The organism is Rhodoferax sp. EU05-FHT12H12, assembly GCF_058791215.1.
The window spans coordinates 100,456-113,779 of the sequence record NZ_JBYTDI010000006.1 but is presented as its reverse complement, the minus strand read 5'-3'; the positions used below and the strand labels follow the sequence as shown (position 1 = coordinate 113,779).

The following is a 13,324-nucleotide window of genomic DNA, read 5'->3' as shown; positions in this document are numbered from 1 at the left end:
GTCAGAGAATCGCCCGGTAGCCCGTCAAGACCACACTCTCGCCCTTGGCCGTGATGGTGACAGTCACCACCACCCGCCGCGCCGCAACGCCCAAAGCGGCGGTGCCGTCACTGACGGCCACCGTCAGTGTGTAGCCGGCAAGGCTGGCGGGGAGCGCAAAGGCCGCCTGGGTCGCCCCGTTGAAGTCGTCCACATTGTCCCAATCGGTACGACCCGTCTCACCCACATTGGTACCGTCTGGATCGGCAAAGGCCTTTTGCAGCACCTCTTCCAACACCGAGTCGGCCAGGGCGGCCGCCTGTTTGGTGAGCATGGGGTCGGCGCTGTTGCGCACCACCTGGTTCATGACCGACAAAATGCCGGCCACGCCTGCACCGACCACCACAATAAAGATGATCAACTCGATCAGGGTAAAGCCCCGCTGGCGGGGCCTAGTCATGCACATAGCCGGTCACCTCTTCCACCGTGATGGTGCGCCCCGCGTTCACCACCGTGATGGTGCGCGCGGCGGGAGGCACGCTGGCCGGGCGCGACTGGCCCAGTCCGTCGAACGAAAACCCGGTGGGCACCACTGTGAACGCCACATTCGCGGGCGCAGTCAGTACCAGCTCTCCAAGCGGCCCTGGCACTGGCACCGGAGGCGCGGTGTCACACGCAGCGCTGGCTTCTGCAGAAGCGCGCGTCAGGGTCACCGTGGTGGCCGCGAACGCCACACAGACGGTACGGCGCTGGGCAATGGCCGTTTTCTGCGCAAAGCGCAAGGTAGACAAAACTTGGTCGTGGAAGCCCCGTGCCTCAAAGTCATTGCGATTGAACACGCGTGGCGCCGCGAACACCGCCAGCACCCCCAGCATCACCATCACCATGACCAGCTCGATCAGGGTGAAGCCCTTCTGGCGCGGGCCGCTCGCCCCCCCCGCCAACGCGGTGGGCAATGGATGAAGCAGAGGCTGAAATCTCATTTTTTTGCTATGTTTTTACTAGCTGCTCGCGCAATATCCACGCCGCAAAGGGCCCTATTTAATCACTTTTTTGGCGGACAATGCACGCTCCAACGCAGCCACCGCACAGCTTAACCAATCCATGACCTTCGTGCCGAATTCTTCCTTGCCCATGCCAACGGCTTCCGGTAAGACCCAGACCGTTGCAGCGGGTTCCCACACGGTGAGCTGGGTGCTGGCCATCATGCTGGCACTGGTACCCGCAGCGGGCATGCCCACAGAGCTGGTGCTGCAAGACACGCTGAAATCCGCCATCGTCAGCACCGGCACGCTGGCGGGTATGTGGGTGTGGTGGTGGGCGCAGCGCAAACAGGCCTGCCTGACGGTTCAGTGGCACGGTATTTTGCTGCTGCCACTGGCCCTGATGGCCCATGCCTTGGGCAGCATGGCGTGGTCACATACCTACCTGGCGGGCGTGGAGGCTGCGCGCTGGGCCGTGTTGGGCTTGCTGATGTGGCTGGTAGTGCAAGCCGCGCACCCCGACCACTGGATGCGCCTGGTCTGGGGCATCCACTGGGGAGCGGTGGGTGCGAGCGCCTGGGCAGCCGCGCAGTTTTGGGGCCATCTGGAGTGGTTTCCCCAGGCGGCAGCCCCCGCATCCACCTTCGCCAACCGGAACTTCTTCGCCGAGTACGCGGTATGCGCGCTTCCATTCTCCGTGTTGGCGCTGGCGCAAACCTCCAAGCCCACTTGGCGCCAACCCATGGCCCTGCTCGTGGCATTCAATGCGGTCGCCCTGATGGCCACAGGCACCCGATCCGCGCTCCTTGCCTTGTTGTGCATCACGCCGGCACTCGTGTGGGTGCTGTGGCGCTACCGCAACCAGCTCGCATGGGGGCAATGGAGCAGAAGATCATTGGCCGCAGCGCTGATCATGGGAATGATTGGCGTGCTGGCCCTGGGCAGCCTTCGCTCCCAGCACCCGGAGAGCCTGGGGCAAACCGCCCTGACCCGCAGCTGGTTGCGCGCAGCCAGCATGGCCGAAAAGACGGTGTATGCCGAGGGGTCTTTTTCCTACCGCAGCATGATGTGGAACGGCACCGCCCGCATGCTCATGGGTGAACCCTGGCTGGGCGTGGGAGCTGGCGCATGGGAGGTCTACATCCCGCTCTACCAAGGGCCGTCTGCAAACGAGGAGCCTGATTACTACGCCCACAACGAATACCTGCAACTGCTGGCCGAGTACGGCTTGCCGGTGGGTGGTGGCGTCCTCGCCGTGCTGTTGGCCTATCTGTTGCTGGCAGCGCGCAACACCTGGCGCCTGCCCCTGAGCACACCGGACGCCTCTTTGCGTGCCATTGCGCTCACCAGCTTGCTGGCGCTCGCTGTTGTAAGCCTGGCAGGGTTTCCATGGCGACTGGCAAGCACTGGGGCTCTGTTAACCGTCTGCCTGGGATTGCTGGCATGCACCGACAGGCGGCTGGTGTTGTCCGACACGCTGGGCGGCGGCACACACCGCTTGGCATTGGGCGCACGCACCTGGGTGGGCGTGGGCCTGGTCGGAGCCAGCCTGCTGGGCCTTGGCATTGCGGTACAGGCCATGCGCGCGGAAACACTGATCATGCGTAGCATTTATGCCCTCAATCAGGCGGAGCGCCACATGACCAGCGACCCCGTCACATCCGAACGCTGGCACACACAAGGCGTCGCCCTGTTGCAGCCCGGCCTGGCCATCAACAGCGACTACCGCAAACTGGCATCCATCCCCGCAGAGCAGTTGGCCAGCCTGGGAGATTGGCGAATGACTGCGGCGGTTTTGGAAAGCATTGCTCACTCGCGGCCCCATATTGCCAATGTGTGGAGCAATCTGGTGCGGGCGCACGCGGAGCTTGGGCAGGCGGAGCCCGCTTTGGCTGCATGGCGGGAACTGCAAAGACTGCAGCCCAACACCCCGCGTACGCGGGCCATGGAATTGGTGGCACTGAGCCGCACGGGGCACGAAGACGAAGCTGTCACCAAGTTGGTCGCGTATCTGGACCGAGGGGTGGTGGAACCCGACTTGGTATTGCTGGCCTACAGCCTGGGGCTGCGGCAGCGCCAATGGGCGCTGGTCGAGCGGGGCCTCACCTTGCGTGCAGACACCTGGCCTGAGACGGCGGCTGACAGCTACTTCCGGCTTGGGAAAGTGTTTGCAGACGCTGGCAAAGGGTTCGAGGATCGCGCGCTGGTGGCGTTTCAACGCGGTCTGCAGGCGGTGCCCCAGGATGAGGTGTCCAACTACCGAGGACAGGTCCCTTCACCCTACCGCGAACAGCTATAAAAAAACCGCCCCGAGGGGCGGTTTTTTTTGAGGCCATTCAAAACAATCAGTTGATACCGATTGCCGAGAACGACGCTGTGACGGCGGGACTCACAGAGGTGTTTTGCAGCTCGCAATTGACGGTGGAACCAGCAGTAACTGCAGCGGCAGTGATTTGATAACCAGTCGGCAAAGCACCCTGCAGTGCGCTTGGAACTTGGTTGCAATTGAGAATTGCAACGCCGGTAGCAGTTCCTTTCGCACTACGCGCTGCATAGTTCACTGCAGATGCCGAAGAGAGTCCTCCAGCAACGCCCTGCGTGGATGCAATGACAGCATCACTCTTCAAATCCACAAACTTCGGAATCGCCACCGCGGCCAGCACGCCCAAAATCACAATGACCATCACCAACTCAATCAGCGTAAAGCCGCGTTGTACTTGTTTCATGTCGTCCGCCTTTCGTTTGAAAAATCTTCCAGCCCAAGCGAATTGCCGGGCTCCCAACGTCATCTCGATCGTTGCATGACAAATTAATTCTATTGCAATGAACTGTTGTCGTGCATGAAGTTTGTCGCCTAAGTATGTGAGTTAACTCACCATTTCACCGCTTTTATTGCATTTGCAGCCCCGTTTGCGCGCTCAGTCCACGGCCTGCCCCATCCATACATACGGCTGATGGGCGTTGATCTGCAGGGGGCCACTGGTAGCGCCCACGCGAAACCACATTGACACCGCCCCCACGGGGGACTGCAGCCAGGCGGGTTCGGTAGGGCGGTAGCCGATGCAGCTGCAAACGGGGTCAAACACCCAGCTGCCACCGGGCAGCGCTGCAAGCGCTTCGGGCCCGGCCAACCCGGCATAACCAGGCGGCAACTGTTGCAGCGCGGCGAAAGGATTGTGTTGCACGCCCACCGCAGGCTGGCGCCCTGCCCGGCTGCCCGCCACCGCGGCGTCCAGGTGCGCCACCACCAGCGCGGTACGCAAAACCCCGAGGGTGCTTTTGATTTGCGCCAATTCGGCTTGCCCACGCACCTCGCGTGCGTGGTGGGCCAACACGGCCCCCAAGACAAGCACCAGCGCAGCCACAAGCCCCCACTCGGTGAGGTGCGCATTCCACACCGGCGACGGCTGGGCTGCAGGGCGCAGCGCTGCCATGGCTTAGCCGCCGCCCCGGCCCATGGCGGCCTGGCCCATATTCCACAAGGGCAGGAACACCCCCAATGCCAACAAGAGCACCAGCACGCCGATGACAGCGAGCAGGATGGGCTCGATCGAGGCCGACAGGCCCTTGATGCTGTAGTCGGTGTCGCGCTCGTACATGGCGGCAATCTCGAACAAAAGGTTGTCCAGCTCGCCGGTTTCTTCGCCCACATTGATCATCTGCAACACCACGGGCGTGAACACGCCGGTGGCCGCCGCGCAACGGGAGATGCTTTCGCCACGCTCGATGCCGTCACGCATCTGCTCAATACGGCTGCCAATAAATGCGTTGTCTACCGTCTGCGCCACCACGGTGAGGGCCTGCACCAGCGGCACACCACTCTGGCTGGACAGCGCAAAGCTGCGGGCAAACCGCGCCAGTGTGGCCTTGAGGATGATGTCGCCCACGATGGGCAGCTTGAGTTTGCGGGAGTCCCAGCGGTAGCGCCCCTCAGGGGTGCGCAAGTAGGCACGCACGCCCACCACAGCACCCGCTGCCAGCGCCAGCAGCAGGGGCCACCAGGTAATCATCCAGCTGGAAAACGCGAGCAAACCGCGGGTGATCAAGGGCAACTGGGTGTTGAAACCGGCAAACACCTTGGCAAACACCGGGATCACAAAAATGTTCAGGATCACGATGGCAATCGCCATGGCAATCATCACAAACATGGGGTAACGCATGGCCTGCTTGATGCGCTCGCGCACGTCGCGCTCAAACTCCATGTGTTCGGTCAGGCGCAGAAACACCTCGGTCAAGCGGCCTGTCATCTCGCCCACGCGGATCATGGAAATGTAAAAGCCGCCAAACAGCGCGCTGTGCCGCGCCAGCGATGCCGACAGCTCACGCCCCTGGTCCAGGCTGGCGCGGATGTCCTTGAGCATGTCCACCATGGCGGGTTTGGTGGCCGAGGCCTCCAGCCCGGCAAAAGCGCGCAGGATGGGCACGCCGGCTTTGTTGAGCGTGTACATCTGGCGCGAGAAGATCAGCAGGTCTTCCACCACCACAGGTTTGCGGTTGAGCCAGGCCAGCACAGAGCCGGTGGACTTTGCTTCCTTGGCCTCGGCCAGGGCAATGTGGACCGGCGACACCCCGATGGACAGCAGTTGATCGGCCACGCCCCCCTCGGTCAGGGCTTCGAGTTGGCCGTTCACGGCCTCGCCCCGGTTGTTGCGGCCTCGCCAAGCGTAAAGGGCCATGCTCAGCTACCCGGAGTGGCTTCGTCGTCGTCCGCATCGAAACCGATACGCAGCGCTTCGGCCAGGGAGGTGCGCCCCTGGCGCACCAGCTCCAGCGCGTGGTGGGCCATGGTGTGGCCTTTCATGCGCTCGCGGGCCGTGCGCATGAAGCTGGCAGGGTCGGAGTGCGAGGCCGCGTGGGTCAGTACCGCATCCATTTCCAACAGCTCGTAGACGCCTTGGCGACCGGCATAGCCCGTGCCATTGCACGCGGAACACCCCAAGCCGCGCTTGGGGGTGAGTGAAGCGCCGGACTCCAGCGTGGCGTCCAGCCACGACTGCTCTTGCGGCGTGGGGGTGTGGGGCGCAGAGCACTCGGGGCAGTTCACGCGCACCAAACGCTGGGCAATGACGGCCTGCAGGCTGGTGGCCACCATGAATGGCGGCACGCCCATATCCAACAGACGAAACGGCGTGCTGATGGCATCGCGCGTGTGCAGGGTCGAGAGCACCAGATGCCCGGTGATGGCCGCACGTAGGCCGATTTCGGCGGTCTCTGCATCGCGCATTTCACCCACCAGAATCACGTCCGGGTCCTGGCGCAGACAGGCGCGCAGCACGCGCGCAAAGGTCAGCTCAATCTTGTCATTCACCTGCACCTGGGTGATGGCGGGCAGGCGGTATTCCACCGGATCCTCCACGGTAATGACCTTGAGCTCTGCCGCGTTGATCTCCGCCAAGGCTGCGTACAGCGTGGTGGTTTTGCCCGAGCCGGTGGGCCCGGTGACCAGCACCATGCCCGAGGTGCGGGCCAGCACTTCGCGAAAACGCTTGAGCATGCCGGACGGCATGCCGATGCTGTCGAGCCGCCGCATACCGGCACCCTGGTTCAGCAAACGCATCACGGCCGACTCGCCATAGGTGGTGGGCAAGGTGGAAAGACGCACATCGATGGTGTTGTCTTTGAGGCGCACACTGAAACGGCCGTCCTGCGGCAGGCGCTTCTCGGAAATGTCCAGCCCGGCCATGAGCTTGAGGCGCTGCGCCAGCGCACCACCGATACGTTTGTCAGCCTGCGTCTGGGTCTGCAGCACACCATCCACACGCACGCGAATCTGCAGAAACCCTTCTTGCGGCTCGATGTGCACGTCCGACGCGCCGACCTGCATGGCGTCTTCAAACAGCGACTGCAGCAAGCGCACCACGGGCGCGCCTTCGGTACCTACCGTCGCCGTCAGCTCGCCAAAGTCCACAGCGTCGCCCAGGTCTTTCTCCAGGGCACGGGCCAGGCCACTGATTTCCTCGGTGCGGCGGTACAGCCGGTCAAACGCGAGCGCCAGCTGGCTCTCGGGCACGGCAGCAATGCCGATGTTGCGCTTGAGCAGGCGGGCCAGTTCGTCATAGGCAAACAGGTCCAGCGGGTCCGCCAGCGCCACCAAGAGCACGTCGCCCTTGTCTTCCAGCACCAGCGCACGGAAACGCCGTGCCGCAGACTCAGGCAGCAGCTTGACCACATCGGCCCGGAAGGGAAAGGTCTTGAGGTTGACGAAGGGGATGCGGAGCTGGCGCGCCAGGCCGTTGGCCAGCAGCTCTTCGGTGATGACACCCGTCTCAATCAGCAAACGCCCCACCTTTTTGCCGGTGGTGCGCTGCAGCTCCAGGGTTTGCTGGAGCTGCTCTTGGGAAATCAGGCGTTGCTGGACCAGCACATCGCCTAGCCGCAGCTTTTCAGGCCGGCCCGAGGGAGGGCGCGGGCCCTCGGTCGCACCGGTCGTTGCCGTTGCCATATTCATGCGCTATTCCTTTTGCGGTTTGCAAAAATAATAGCACGCGAGGCACATCAGATGGTGCTGCGCACTCCTGACGAGCTGCTTGGTGCAGCGCTGGGGGCCGGGCTCAGGGTATTGCCGTCCACCGTAACCCGGGCGCCCACCGCTGCCGGGCTGTTTTGTTCGATGCGGCGCAAGGTGCCATCCTCCATGCGCACAGCCACTTCGTAGGCGGTCTCCTTTTTCATGTTCTTTTCCACCGCATTGCCGGCAATGCCGCCGCCAAAAATGCCGACGATGGTGGCCAGGGTTTTGCCGCTGCCGCCGCCCACCTGGTTGCCCAGCACGCCTCCCAGGACCGCACCCACCGCCGCACCAGCACCGCTGGGTGCAGCGTCACGTTGAATGGGGGTGACGGTTTCCACCGTGCCGCAGCTGGCGCACACCAGCTTGGGGGCCGGTTGGGGCACTGCTGCCACGGGCTCCCAGGACTGGTCGCGCCCGGGCAGGCTGTCGGCCACCCCCGTTTCAGCCGCGGCGGGCACTGTTTTTGCTACTGTTTTAGGAGCTGCTTGCGCATATTTCACGGGGGCTTTGGCCACTTTTTGCACTTTTTCTGGCACTGGGGTAGCCACCTTGGCAGGCACCGCCTGCACCACCGGTAACTCCGGTGTGGGCGCCGCCACCGCAGTGACTGCGGGCAGCTGCGACGTGGCGGGCACCAGTGCATCCGCGCTGCGGTGGTTCATCTGCACCAGCATGGCTCCCAGGGCCAGCGTGGTCGCACCCAGGGCGCCAACGGCGACCCACAGGAAACGGTTGGCGGGCGCGACGGCCAGGACGGCGCCGGGAACGGACATGGCACTGTTCATACATCTCTCCTTTGGCAAGGGGCGGAATCGCCCTTTCAACCCTGGGTCGCCCTACAACGACCGAGGCCTGCCAAAGGTACACAGCGCAGGGCTCGCCACCGTGTCTGAGTTGTAACGCTGGGTAAAGCAGACCCCGCCCAAGGCGGCACACCCGCCACAGACTTACAAATTGGGCGCCAGCAGGCGCTCCAGTTCGGCTCGGTTCAGTTGGCGGCGCTCGGCCAGGTCCTGCACCTGGTCGTCGCTGATCTTGCCAACGTTGAAGTAGGTGGCGTCCGGGTGCCCGATGTAGAAGCCGCTGACGCTGGCCGCCGGTGTCATGGCCAGGCTCTCGGTCACGGTCATGCCAATTTCCTCGCACTGCAGCAGCGCAAACATGTCTTTCTTGACGCTGTGGTCCGGGCAGGCCGGGTAGCCGGGCGCGGGGCGGATGCCCTGGTACTTTTCGGCAATCAGGTCCTCGTTACTCAGCGCCTCGTCGGCCGCGTAGCCCCACAGGTCGGTGCGCACGCGGTGGTGCAGGGCTTCGGCAAAAGCCTCGGCCAGGCGGTCGGCAATCGACTTGAGCATGATGGCCGAGTAGTCATCCAGGTCGTCCAGGAAGTACTTCTCCTTCTTGTCCACCCCAATGCCGGCGGTCACTGCGAACAGGCCGGCATAGTCCGCCTTCACGCCCTTGGGTGCCACAAAGTCGGCCAGGCAGCGGCTGGGGCGCATCACGCCGTCAATCTCCTGCTTTTCGGTCTGCTGGCGCAGGCCGTACCAGGTCATGGCAACCTCAGAGCGGCTCTCATCGGTATAGAACTCGATGTCGTCGTCGTTCACCGTGTTGGCCGGGTACAGCGCCACCACCGCGTTGGCGGTGAGCCAGCGGCCTTCGATCAGACGCTTGAGCATGCGCTGGCCGTCGGCGTACACGCGCACGGCCTCCGTGCCGACCACCTCGTCCTTGAGGATGGCCGGGAAAGGGCCAGCCAGGTCCCAGGTCTGGAAGAAGGGGCCCCAGTCGATGTACTTGGCCAGTTCGCCCAGGTCAAAGTTCTTGAAGACGCGGCGGCCAATGAACTTCGGCACCGTAGGCTGGTGGGCTGCCCAGGCTATGGGCGTCTTGTTGGCGCGCGCCTTGGCCAGGGGCCACATCGGCGTCTGCTTTTTGTTGGCGTGCTGCTGGCGCACCTTGTCGTAGTCGGCGTTCAGCTCGGCGATGTACTGCGCAGCACTGTCACTCAGCAGCCCTTGCGCCACACTCACGCTGCGCGAGGCATCCGGCACGTAGACCACCGGGCCTTCGTAGTTGGGGGCAATCTTGACTGCGGTGTGCACGCGGCTGCAGGTGGCACCGCCAATCAGCAGGGGGATGTTGCGGCTGCGGAAGTACGCGTCCTTCTGCATCTCACCCGCCACGTACTGCATCTCTTCCAGGCTGGGCGTGATCAGGCCGGAGAGCCCGATGATGTCCGCGCCTTCCGCCTTGGCCTTGGCCAGAATCTCGTGGCAGGGCACCATCACGCCCATGTTCACCACGTCGAAGTTGTTGCACTGCAAGACCACCGTGACGATGTTCTTGCCAATGTCATGCACGTCACCCTTCACGGTGGCGATCACGATCTTGCCTTTGGCCTTGGCTTCGCCACCGGCCTCCACCATGGCCAGCTTCTCGGCCTCGATGTAGGGCAGCAGGTGCGCCACGGCGCTCTTCATCACGCGGGCGCTTTTGACCACCTGGGGCAGGAACATCTTGCCCTGACCAAACAGATCACCGACCACGTTCATGCCGTCCATCAGCGGGCCTTCGATCACGTGCAGCGGGCGTCCGCCCTTGGCCAGCACGTCCTGGTAGGCCTCTTCCGTGTCTTGGGTGATGAAGTCGGTGATGCCGTGCACCAAGGCATGGGAGAGCCGCGCGCCGACCGAGGCTGGTGCCTCGGCGGTGCCGCGCCATTCGAGCTTTTTGCTCTCATCCTTGGCGCCGCTCTTGGCGGTCTCGGCAATCTCCACCAGGCGCTCACCGGCATCGTCGCGGCGGTTCAGCACCACGTCTTCCACGCGCTCGCGCAAGGTGGGTTCCAGGTCGTCATACACACCGACCATGCCCGCGTTCACGATGCCCATGTCCATGCCGGCTTTGATGGCGTGGTACAGGAACACGGTGTGGATGGCCTCGCGCACCGGGTCGTTGCCACGGAAGCTGAAGGACACGTTGGACACGCCGCCGCTCACCTTGGCGCCGGGCAGGTTCTGCTTGATCCAGCGCGTGGCCTCGATAAAGTCCACCGCGTAGTTGTTGTGCTCTTCGATGCCGGTGGCAATGGCGAAGATGTTGGGGTCGAAGATGATGTCTTCGGCTGGAAAGTCCACCTCGTCCACCAGGATGCGGTAGGCGCGTTCGCAGATCGCGATCTTGCGCGCATACGTATCTGCCTGGCCCTGCTCGTCAAACGCCATGACCACGGCAGCCGCGCCATAGCGGCGCAACAGCTTGGCCTGGTGCTTGAAGGCGTCCACACCTTCTTTCATGCTGATGGAGTTCACCACCGCCTTGCCCTGCACGCAGCGCAGGCCGGCCTCGATCACGCTCCACTTGGAGCTGTCGATCATGATGGGCACGCGGGAAATATCGGGCTCGGACGCTATCAGGTTCAGGAAACGCACCATGGCCGCCTGGCTGTCCAGCATGGCCTCGTCCATGTTGATGTCGATGATCTGCGCACCGTTTTCCACCTGCTGGCGGGCCACGGCCAGCGCTTCCTCGAACTGGCCGTTCAGGATCATGCGGGCAAAGGCTTTGGAGCCGGTGACATTGGTGCGCTCGCCCACGTTGACGAACAGGCTGTTGCTGTCGATGGTGATGGGTTCCAGACCGGAGAGCAGCATGGGCGCTACGGTATTGATAGCTGCTTGCGCAGCATTCACGGAGGTTTGGGGCATAAAAGACTCAAATTTCTGGCAAGGCGGCTTACACCGCAACCCAGGCGCCGGTGCGCTGGGAGGCAAACAGCGCGTCGATGATGCGCATGTTCTGGATGGCGTCTTCCACGCCGTAGTGCAGTGGCTGCTCGCCGCGGATGGCCAGCGAAAAAGCATCACCCTCCAGGCTGTACTGGTCGCAGGCGGCGAAGGTTTCGGTGAGGGCGGAGGCACCACCCGGCACCTTGCCATCGTCCACAAAAATGCGTGTCTCCTGGCCCTGGGGCGCGTTGAAGGGGATTTCGATCTCCACCCGCTTCTCGGTGCCAATGGCGTGCACCCGCTGGTAGGGCGTGGTTTGCATGGACACGGTGAAATCCAGACGGCGGCCACCCCCAAAGTCCAGCAAGGCACTGAAAGTGCGGTCCACACCGAACTCCGGATCCATGTCCGCCAGCGCCATCACCCGCACCGGCTCGGCACCAAACAAGAACCGCCCCGCCACAATGGGGTAGCAGCCGATATCCATCAGCGCGCCGCCACCTTTGCTGGCGTCGTTGCGGATGTTGGTGGCATTGCGGTTGAAGTACGAGAACCACACCTGCACGGTGCGCAAATCGCCCAACGCACCGCTTTGCACCAGCTCGCGGGTGCGCAGCCACTGCGGGTGGAAGCGCACCATGAAAGCTTCCATGATGTGCACCTTGTCGGCCACCTCGCGCAGCTGTGCGGCCTCGTTGGCGTTCAGCGCAATGGGCTTCTCGCACAGCACATGTTTGCCCGCGCGCGCTGCCGCCAGCGTCATGGGCACATGCTGGTCGTTGGGCAAAGGGTTGTAAATTGCTTCGATGGCCGGGTCGGCCAGCAACGCCTCGTAGGAGCCGTAGGCTTTGGGAATGCCCAGCTTGCCAGCGGCGGCCTGGGCGCTGTCCAGCGAACGCGAGGCAATCGCCTGCACATCACACCACTGGCTGCGCATGAGCGCGGGGGTAACTTTCTCCATGCCGATTTTGGCGGTGCTCAGCACGCCCCAGGTGACTTTGTTCATGGCAATGTCTCGGCTCAAGCCGCCTCTTTGTAAAAGTAGTTGCGCTGCACACTACGCGTGGCAATCGGGTTCACCGCTTGGGCAATGGCGCCAATGTGGTCGGGTGTGGTGCCGCAGCAGCCGCCCACAATGTTGACCAACCCCTCTTCGGCGAATTCGCGCACCAGGCGGCTGGTCACATCGGGGGTCTCGTCAAAGCCGGTGTCGCTCATGGGGTTGGGCAGGCCGGCGTTGGGGTAGCAGCTGATAAACGTGTCCGGCGCCACCTTGTTCAGCTCCTGGATGTAAGGGCGCATCAGCGCCGCACCCAAGGCACAGTTCAGGCCGATGGCCAGCGGCTGGGCATGGCGCACGCTGTGCCAGAAGGCCGTCACCGTTTGGCCACTCAGGATGCGGCCGGACGCATCGGTCACGGTGCCGCTGATCAGAATGGGCAGGCGCTCGCCGCTGGCCTCGAAATACTCGTCCACCGCAAACAGCGCGGCCTTGGCGTTGAGCGTGTCAAAAATGGTTTCCACCAGGATCACGTCTGCGCCACCTTCCACCAGGGCCTTGGTCTGGTCGTAGTAGGCGGCGCGCAGCTCTTCAAAGGTCACGTTGCGCGCACCGGGGTCGTTCACATCGGGGCTGATGCTGGCGGTTTTGGGCGTGGGGCCCAGGGCGCCGCAGACAAAGCGGGGCTTGTCGGGCGTGCTGTATTTGTCGCAGGCGGCGCGGGCCAGCTTGGCAGACACGTAGTTCATCTCGACGGCCAGATCGGCCATGTCGTAGTCGGCCTGGGCCACGGTGGTGGCACCAAAGGTGTTGGTCTCGATCATGTCGGCACCGGCGGCCAGGTAGCGCTCATGGATGTCGCTGATGACATCGGGCCGCGTCAGGCTCAGCAGCTCGTTGTTGCCTTTCACATCCTTGGGAAAGTCCTTGAAGCGGTCCCCCTGACTGCCGGGGCCGGTGTAGCCCTCGCCACGGTACTGGGCTTCACCCAGCTTGAAACGCTGGATCATGGTGCCCATGGCGCCGTCGAGAATGGCGATGCGGTTTTCCAGAATGCCGGGAAGGGCTTGTGCGCGGGTGTAGGTGATGGGCTTCATTCGGCGGCTCACTGTGTGGT

At 63.4% G+C, this 13,324-nt stretch carries 11 protein-coding genes; 1 reads left to right on the top strand and 10 read right to left on the bottom strand.

All coding sequences use genetic code 11. The features are described 5' to 3' along the window. Position 1: 1 nt before the first annotated feature. Together AC3WS7_RS16400 and AC3WS7_RS16395 are read right to left on the bottom strand one after the other, a co-directional pair. Positions 2-439, bottom strand: coding sequence for a type IV pilus modification PilV family protein (locus tag AC3WS7_RS16400; protein ID WP_492657120.1), 438 nt, complete (start codon positions 437-439; stop codon positions 2-4). Then, the gene (locus tag AC3WS7_RS16395) at positions 432-962 is read right to left on the bottom strand and encodes a pilus assembly FimT family protein (protein ID WP_492657119.1); all 531 of its coding nucleotides are present in this window, start codon (positions 960-962) and stop codon (positions 432-434) included. The genes AC3WS7_RS16400 and AC3WS7_RS16395 overlap by 8 nt, the downstream gene beginning before the upstream one ends. A gap of 151 nt (positions 963-1,113) precedes the next feature. Between AC3WS7_RS16395 and AC3WS7_RS16390 the strand changes: the two genes are divergently transcribed. Further along, entirely contained in the window at positions 1,114-3,261 is a 2,148-nt protein-coding gene (locus AC3WS7_RS16390) for an O-antigen ligase family protein (protein WP_492657118.1), read from the top strand. Positions 3,262-3,307: 46 nt separating this feature from the next. On the opposite strand, the gene AC3WS7_RS16385 is transcribed toward AC3WS7_RS16390, so the two are convergent. The 8 genes from AC3WS7_RS16385 to AC3WS7_RS16350 form a co-directional block, all read right to left on the bottom strand. Next, positions 3,308-3,688 carry a pilin gene (locus tag AC3WS7_RS16385; protein ID WP_492657117.1) on the bottom strand — a complete coding sequence of 127 codons (381 nt, stop codon included), beginning with the start codon at positions 3,686-3,688 and terminating at the stop codon, positions 3,308-3,310. A 192-nt stretch (positions 3,689-3,880) separates the two neighbouring features. Then, positions 3,881-4,396: a hypothetical protein gene (locus AC3WS7_RS16380; protein WP_492657116.1), complete on the bottom strand. Its 516-nt coding sequence runs from the start codon at positions 4,394-4,396 to the stop codon at positions 3,881-3,883. 3 nt (positions 4,397-4,399) lie between these two features. Further along, positions 4,400-5,638 carry a type II secretion system F family protein gene (locus tag AC3WS7_RS16375; protein ID WP_492657115.1) on the bottom strand — a complete coding sequence of 413 codons (1,239 nt, stop codon included), beginning with the start codon at positions 5,636-5,638 and terminating at the stop codon, positions 4,400-4,402. A gap of 2 nt (positions 5,639-5,640) precedes the next feature. After that, positions 5,641-7,410, bottom strand: coding sequence for a GspE/PulE family protein (locus AC3WS7_RS16370; protein ID WP_492657114.1), 1,770 nt, complete (start codon positions 7,408-7,410; stop codon positions 5,641-5,643). A gap of 47 nt (positions 7,411-7,457) precedes the next feature. Then, positions 7,458-8,258, bottom strand: coding sequence for an outer membrane lipoprotein (locus tag AC3WS7_RS16365; RefSeq protein ID WP_492657113.1), 801 nt, complete (start codon positions 8,256-8,258; stop codon positions 7,458-7,460). Between the two features lie 162 nt (positions 8,259-8,420). Then, positions 8,421-11,186: a methionine synthase gene (metH, locus tag AC3WS7_RS16360; RefSeq protein WP_296469360.1), complete on the bottom strand. Its 2,766-nt coding sequence runs from the start codon at positions 11,184-11,186 to the stop codon at positions 8,421-8,423. A gap of 28 nt (positions 11,187-11,214) precedes the next feature. Beyond that, positions 11,215-12,213: a Gfo/Idh/MocA family protein gene (locus AC3WS7_RS16355; RefSeq protein ID WP_492657112.1), complete on the bottom strand. Its 999-nt coding sequence runs from the start codon at positions 12,211-12,213 to the stop codon at positions 11,215-11,217. Between the two features lie 14 nt (positions 12,214-12,227). Further along, positions 12,228-13,304, bottom strand: coding sequence for a homocysteine S-methyltransferase family protein (locus AC3WS7_RS16350; RefSeq protein WP_296469358.1), 1,077 nt, complete (start codon positions 13,302-13,304; stop codon positions 12,228-12,230). Positions 13,305-13,324: the final 20 nt, after the last annotated feature.